Annotated in this window: 5 protein-coding genes; 3 read left to right on the top strand and 2 right to left on the bottom strand. The window is 67.8% G+C overall.

Annotated elements, in window-relative coordinates:
* A partial coding sequence (locus HUK82_RS14660; RefSeq protein WP_176614659.1) for an extensin-like domain-containing protein occupies window positions 1–728 on the top strand: 728 nt, incomplete at its 5' end.
* 12 nt (window positions 729–740) lie between these two features.
* On the opposite strand, the gene HUK82_RS14655 is transcribed toward HUK82_RS14660, so the two are convergent.
* Window positions 741–1,355, bottom strand: a complete 615-nt coding sequence (locus tag HUK82_RS14655) for a nitroreductase family protein (protein WP_176614658.1) — start codon at window positions 1,353–1,355, stop codon at window positions 741–743.
* Window positions 1,356–1,806: 451 nt separating this feature from the next.
* Between HUK82_RS14655 and HUK82_RS14650 the strand changes: the two genes are divergently transcribed.
* The gene (locus HUK82_RS14650; RefSeq protein ID WP_176614657.1) at window positions 1,807–2,703 is read left to right on the top strand and encodes a fructose bisphosphate aldolase; all 897 of its coding nucleotides are present in this window, start codon (window positions 1,807–1,809) and stop codon (window positions 2,701–2,703) included.
* A 211-nt stretch (window positions 2,704–2,914) separates the two neighbouring features.
* Here the strand turns inward: HUK82_RS14650 and HUK82_RS14645 are convergent, their stop codons facing one another.
* Complete coding sequence (locus tag HUK82_RS14645) at window positions 2,915–3,592, bottom strand: GntR family transcriptional regulator (protein ID WP_176614656.1); 678 nt, start codon at window positions 3,590–3,592, stop codon at window positions 2,915–2,917.
* Window positions 3,593–3,783: 191 nt separating this feature from the next.
* Between HUK82_RS14645 and HUK82_RS14640 the strand changes: the two genes are divergently transcribed.
* Window positions 3,784–4,435, top strand: a 652-nt coding sequence (locus HUK82_RS14640) for an FAD/NAD(P)-binding protein (protein WP_176614655.1), incomplete at its 3' end; no start/stop codon positions are given.

The following is a 4,435-nucleotide window of genomic DNA, read 5'->3' as shown; positions in this document are numbered from 1 at the left end:
GGGCGTGCCTGACGCGCGGCCCGGCCATGCGTGCGGGCGGCCGGGTCGCACTGGCCCTATGGCTCGGCGTATCCGGGCTGGGGATCGCTGGTCTGGGCGTCTTTCACCGACGATGGCTGCCGGCCCCCTATGACCCCCTTCAGCCGCTGGACGTACGGGCCGCGTGGACGCCCGTCAGCCCCCTGAAACTCGGGCTGCTCGGACTGTCGGATCCGTTCTGCAACGCGGCACTGGCGACGGTGCCGTGGCCGGTCGAGGCACATGCGCGAAGCGGCACGGCCACGTGTCCCCTTCGCGACGTCTACACGGTGGACGGCGGCGATATCCGCCTCGCCCCGGGTGGGTTTCTCGCGTCCTGTTCGCTTGCCGTGCGCTGGGCCCTGTTCGAGACACAGGTCGCGACCCCCATTGCACGCGACATGTTCGGATCACGCCTGATCGCCATTCGTCACGTCGGCAGCTTCGCCTGCCGCGACATACGGGACCGACCCGGCGCGCAGAGCAGCCACGCCACCGCCAATGCCATCGACGTCGCCGGTTTCACCCTGGCCGACGGGCGCGAGATTCCGGTCAGCGCCTGGCATGGCGGCGGTCCGGACAGCGTCTATCTCCATAGGGCGCGCGACGGCGCCTGCCGCGTGTTCGGCGTCGTGTTGTCGCCGGCCTACAACGCCCTGCACGCGGGACACCTCCATCTTCAGGCCACCGGCGGCGGCCTGTGCCGCTGAGCGGCGGTCGCGTCAGCCGGGAAAGCGGTCGTCGATCATCAAGGCCTCGCGCGGCATGATACCCCCGCAGGGCTTGGGCGGCGCGGCCGACTTCCCGACCGCGACGAACATCACGATCTCATGGTCGGCGGGCAGGCGGATCAGGCGCCCGACCGCATCGAAATCGAAGCCGTCCATCGGGCAGGTCGCGTATCCCATGCTTTCCGCCAGCAGCATGATCGCGCCGGCGGCCATACCGCACGAGCGCAGGCCCTCGTCACGCTGCACCTGTTCGCGACCCCGGTAATACTGGTCGATCATCCCGACCATGGTGGTCCGGGCAGTTTCCGGTGCATCCTGCCAGTAGCGGCCGGGGGATTTCTCCCAGGCCTTGATGTCCGCGCACAGGATCAGCAGCGCGGACGCGTCGGTCACCTGCGGCTGGTCCCAGGCGACGGCGCGGATCTCCCGCCGCAGGTCGGCATCCCGCACGACCACGAAGCGCCAGTTCTGGATATTGAACGCGGTGGGCATACGGCGTGTCAGGTCAAGCAGGGCGGCGAGGTCGTGCTCGGGCATCTCATGCGTGGCGTCGAAAACCTTCGTCGCGCGGCGTTGAAGGATGGCGGTGGCAACATCGAGCGGCATATGAGTCGTCCTTACAGACAGGGTCGGGGAACGACGCGCATGATCACGGGCGCGCCAGACTGTGACGCGCCATACTCTATCGAACGCGCGGGCGTGGGTCAGGCCCGTGGACGTCGTGCCGTTCCGCGACGACCACGCTTCCGATTCCAGAGGAAACGCGCGGGCACGCCAGCGACGCGCGGACGGACGAGACGCGGTTGCCGCGAATAATCACAAAATTGTGATAATGAACGCCATCCCGACGCCCGACGTTTTCCACGGGTGAACTGGCGGGCGCCCAACGGTGTGACCGTATAACATCGTGGTGGCGGGCAGGTGGCGACGGGCGCGGCGGCGGCCCTAGCCCCGATGGCGGCTTCATTGGTACATTAGGGCGCATAAGCGCTGCCGCGACGGGGCGTGCCACGCCGGTTTCCGTCCGATCAGACGCAGCAGGAAGGAAAAGGTCGACATGTCCATAGAACGCATGAAAGCGCAGATGTCCGACAAGGCAGGCTTCATCGCCGCCCTCGACCAGAGCGGGGGGTCCACCCCCAAGGCGCTCGCCCATTATGGCATCCCCGAGACCGCATACAGCACCGACGAGCAGATGTTCGGCCTGATGCACGACATGCGGGTACGCATCGTCACCGCACCGTCGTTTACCGGTGACAAGGTCATCGCCGCGATCCTGTTCGAACGCACGATGGACGGTCATGTCGGGGACACGCCGGTCCCGACCTATCTGTGGCGGGAGCGTGGGGTTGTCCCGCTCCTGAAGATCGACAAGGGGCTCGAGGCCGAACAGGACGGCGTCACGCTGATGAAGCCGATGCCGGGTCTGGACGACCTGCTGGCGCGTGCGGTCAAGCTCGGCGTCTACGGCACGAAAGAACGCTCGACCATCGCGACGGCGAATCCGGCCGGGATCAAGGCGATCGTCGACCAGCAGTTCGCGATCGCCCGACAGGTCGCCGCCCACGGACTGGTGCCGATCATGGAGCCGGAGGTTCTGATCAAGAACCCGCAGAAGGCCGAAGCCGAAGCCATCCTGGCCGAAGAGGTCCTGAAATCCCTCGACGCGCTGCCGGGCAACTATCCGGTGATGCTCAAGGTGACCATCCCGGAGCAGGCCGACCTGTATGCGCCGATCATGAAGCACCCGCGCATGCAGCGCGTCGTCGCCCTGTCGGGTGGCTATCCCCTTGACGTCGCGTGTCAGAAACTCAAGGCCAACCACGGCATGATCGCGAGCTTCTCGCGCGCGCTCGTCGGCGATCTGCGTGTCTCCATGTCCGACGCCGAGTTCGACGCCACCCTGTCCAAGGCCGTCGAGGAAATCTACGACGCCTCCGTTAACAAGATCTGACAGCGCGCGGGACGGTTCGCCCGTCCCGTCCGTCGCCCGGGCCGCCACTCCCCGGACGCCGCATCCCTCACGCCTCACGGGCCGGGAGACGATCCGCCGGCCGGCGGGCTTGCGACGGCGCAATCCTGACGCGGCCGGACGCACGGCGCGTCCGCATCTCCCCTCCCCCTCTATCGTCAGACGACCGGGCCGGGACGGCGTCGCGTCGCCTTCAGCCGGCGTTCGGGCGCAGAAGCCCGTCGCGCACCGCGGCCTCGATCGTGCGGGCACCCGCGTCCAGATGGGCGCGCAACAGATCGGGAGCGCGCTCCGGCGTCGCGCCCAGCAATGCGTCGAGGATGGCGATGTGATCGGCGATCGTTTCAGCCGTCCGCGCGACCGAGGCGAGGTCGGCACGCCGCACGAAACGGATGCGTGCGTTGACGACGGCCAGCATCCGGTCGCGCTCGCCATTGCCGGCCAGCGCGGCCAGGGCGGTATGAAACGCCTCGTCCTGATCGGCGACATGGTCGCTCCCGCCGCCCGCGACGTCCGCGCGCGGCAGTTGCGCCCACGTTGCGCGCAGCGCCGTCAGGACCGCGCGGACCGGTGCCTCGTCCAGCCGAGGCAGCAACGCGGCCAGCGCCCCACTCTCCAGATCCGCACGCACGGTATAAAGGTCGCCGATCTCGGACGCGCGCAGGCCGCGACAGAAAAACCCAAGGCCCGGCCGGTTCAGCACCAGCCCCTCGCCGGTCAGCCTGTTCATGGCCTCGCGCACCGGTGCCCGGCTCATGCCCAGCATGCGCGCCAGCGCGACTTCGTTCAGATGCTCGCCGGGGCGAAATTCGAACCCGACCGTCATACGGCGCAGAACGTCATACGCATGCTCGACACTGCTCGACGGCATCGCGTCCCGGCTCCTTCCCTGTCGAACAAGCCGTACAGCATTCCCCTGTCAGGGTAAATTCGTTTTCATTTCGATACGTAATGCCAAGCACATCCGCGTGTGCGCATACACGCCGATACAACAATCCGATTGGCCCACCGTGGCGCTTCCATCAGGATGCCGCGCGCAGCGAGACAGGAGACACTGGCGACATGCACCCCGTGACGGACATCGTCATCATCGGCGGCGGCGCGAGTGCGACCCTGTTGGCCGCGCAACTGACCCGCCACGGGATCGGGCCGCGCTGCGTCATCATCGATCCGGCGGACAGTCCCGCCGTCGGGCTTGCCTACGCCACGCCCTGCCTTGAACATCGCCTGAACGTACGTGCGTCCAACATGAGCGCCTTCGCCGGAGCGCCGGACCATTTTCTGGCATGGCTGCGCACCCATATCGACCCCGACACGTCCCCCGATGCCTTCGTGCCGCGCGCACTTTATGGCGTGTATCTGCGCGGGTTGCTCGACACGACCAGGGTGCGGGCCATACGCGACGTCGCGATCGACTGTCAGCGCCGTGCCGACGGCCTGCTGCACATCACCCTGGCGACGGGACGCACGCTGTCGGCCCGTCAGGTGGTGCTGGCGTTCGGGCATTTCGATCCGGCACCGGTGCCCGGTGTCGAGAGCCTGGCACAACGGCAGGGCGGCTACTGCCCGACGGCCTGGACGACCGCCGCCTACGCCCCGCTGCATGCCGGGGACGAGGTCATCCTGATCGGCACCGGACTGACCGCGGTCGACGCGGTCCTGCGCCTGCGCGCCGTCGGATTTCCCGGACGCATCACGGCGGTGTCGCGCCATG

The organism is Ameyamaea chiangmaiensis, assembly GCF_013376175.1.
In the GTDB taxonomy this organism is placed as follows: domain Bacteria; phylum Pseudomonadota; class Alphaproteobacteria; order Acetobacterales; family Acetobacteraceae; genus Ameyamaea; species Ameyamaea chiangmaiensis.
The sequence above is the reverse complement of the archived record's forward strand: the minus strand, read 5'-3'. Positions and strand labels throughout refer to the sequence as shown.